At 58.8% G+C, this 2,173-nt stretch carries 2 protein-coding genes; both read left to right on the forward strand.

The features are described 5' to 3' along the window. The first annotated feature begins 169 nt into the window (after positions 1–169). Positions 170–1,222: a Cj0069 family protein gene (locus L2A60_RS20260; protein WP_235706264.1), complete on the forward strand. Its 1,053-nt coding sequence runs from the start codon at positions 170–172 to the stop codon at positions 1,220–1,222. 161 nt (positions 1,223–1,383) lie between these two features. Then, complete coding sequence (locus L2A60_RS20265; RefSeq protein ID WP_235706265.1) at positions 1,384–1,929, forward strand: recombinase family protein; 546 nt, start codon at positions 1,384–1,386, stop codon at positions 1,927–1,929. Positions 1,930–2,173 lie beyond the last annotated feature (244 nt).

Below are 2,173 nucleotides of genomic sequence, written 5' to 3' on the forward strand. Positions count from 1 at the left end.
TTGCATCTGCTCGGCCGCAACTACCTTGCCGGCGAAGCGCATTCCGTGGCTGTCGATCCACAAACACACGAGGTCTATTTCCCGCTTCAAAACATCGGCGGCAAAGGCGTGTTGCGCATCATGGCTCCGGCAAAACCATGACCCTCAGCGGTATGAACGACGAGGCGTGATGAACACTGACCGGGTCCGAAAAATCGCTATTCTCTGGCGCGGCGATCACAACACGCGGGCAACGGCGACGCCGGAAAATAGCCGGCTGCACCGGGTCTTCAGCGCTTTGGCGGATATGAACGTTGCAGCCGAGCCCGCGGTGTATTCCGACGAAATGGTTTCGGAAGTACGCGAACAGCTTCTCCAGGTAGATGGCGTCCTGGTATGGGTCGATCCAATTTCGGACGGGCATGATCGCTCCCGGCTGGACCCTCTGCTTCGCGAGATTGCGTCCAAAGGTATTTGGGTGAGTGCTCATCCTGACATCATCCTCAAGATGGGCGTCAAGGACGTGCTGTTTCGGACGCGAACCCTCGGCTGGGGTACCGACACCGATCTTTATGGGACGATGGAAGACTTCAGAAAGCGATTTCCGCTGCGGCTTGCCTCCGGTGCAATTCGGGTCATCAAGCAAAACCGCGGTAATGGCGGTAACGGTGTATGGAGCGTGCAACTCGCCTCCGGCCGATCTGTTTTGCCTGAAGCCGATGCAATTGTCCGCGTGGAGCATGCTTGGCGCGATGGCATGGCGGAAACGATGCTGCTCGGCGATTTCATTGACCGGTGCCAGATTTACCTCTCAGGATCAGGGCGGCTGATCGACCAGCCGTTTCTGTCGCGTCTGCCGGAGGGAACCATCCGCTGCTACATGGTTCATGATCGTCTGGTCGGCTTTTCTCACCAGTTCTCCCAAGGGCTCCTGCCGGCATACGCGAAGGCCGAAGGGTCAGCGCCGGGGAAGGTCATGTACGGGCCGGCGGAACCTCGTTTTCAGGTGCTGAGAACGAAAATGGAGAGCGACTGGGTGCCCGCAATGCAGCGACTGCTCGATATCGACACCTTGTCGCTGCCGGCAATCTGGGACGCCGATTTCCTTTTAGGACCAAAAACGGAATCGGGTGACGACACCTATATTCTCTGCGAAATCAATGTCAGCTCCGTATTCCCGTTCCCTGATGAGGCAGTTGGAAAGATCGCGGAAGCTGCGGTGAGCGGCATCCAAGGCCGCTAAAGCACCCAATCTATTGAAATGATCAATTGAAATGAATACCGTTTCAATAAGGTATACCCCAACGAGGCTTTGGCGTGAAACGATTTCTTCGTTTCAATAGGATTGTTTCTGGCATTCTGATACGATAACGTGAGGGCGTCTAGAGCCTCGCGAGACACTTCATGATCGCTTACGGCTACGCCCGCGTCAGCACGATCGACCAGGACCTCACGATCCAACAACGTGCCCTGCGCTCGTCGGGCTGCCGGGTTATCCGCGCCGAGAAGGCCAGTGGTTCGCGCCGCGACGGTCGCACCGAACTGGCCCTCTTGCTCGACTTCCTCAACGCCGGCGATACGCTGGTCGTCACCCGGATCGACCGGCTCGCCCGGTCACTGAAGGACCTCCAGGATATCGTCCACGAGTTGAAGGCTAAAGGGGTCGCGCTGCGCGCCACCGAACAACCGGTAGACACCGGTACGGCGGCCGGCAAGGCGTTTCTCGACATGCTCGGCGTGTTCGCCGAATTCGAGACCAATCTGCGCCGCGAGCGGCAGTTGGAGGGCATCGCGGCGGCCAAGGCGCGCGGCGTCTACCGAGGCCGCAAGCCCAGCATCGATGTCACCGAGGTCAAGCGGCTGAAGGAATTCGGTCTCGGACCCACGGCAATTGCCCGCAAGCTCGGCATCGGCCGGGCTTCGGTCTATCGGGCGCTGGAAGTCGGGTGATGGTTGCAGGCGGTCGCCTTCCGTGCCGCCTCAGACCCTGGTCGGTTTGCGCGACCATGGCCAATGTCGCCGGCCACTCATCCGATGACCGGGTTTCGTTTTTCGTCGCGTTCCTGCTTAGTCTTACTGTGTCATAAATCGAGCATTCTCGATTTGTCGTTGGCAACACGGGCATCTAGGCAGGGTTCTGGCGAGGGTGCGGGCGATTGTTGTTCTGAGCGTGGTCATTGATGTTGCGAGGTGG

It is taken from the genome of Acidiphilium iwatense (assembly GCF_021556475.1).
GTDB classification, from domain to species: domain Bacteria; phylum Pseudomonadota; class Alphaproteobacteria; order Acetobacterales; family Acetobacteraceae; genus Acidiphilium; species Acidiphilium iwatense.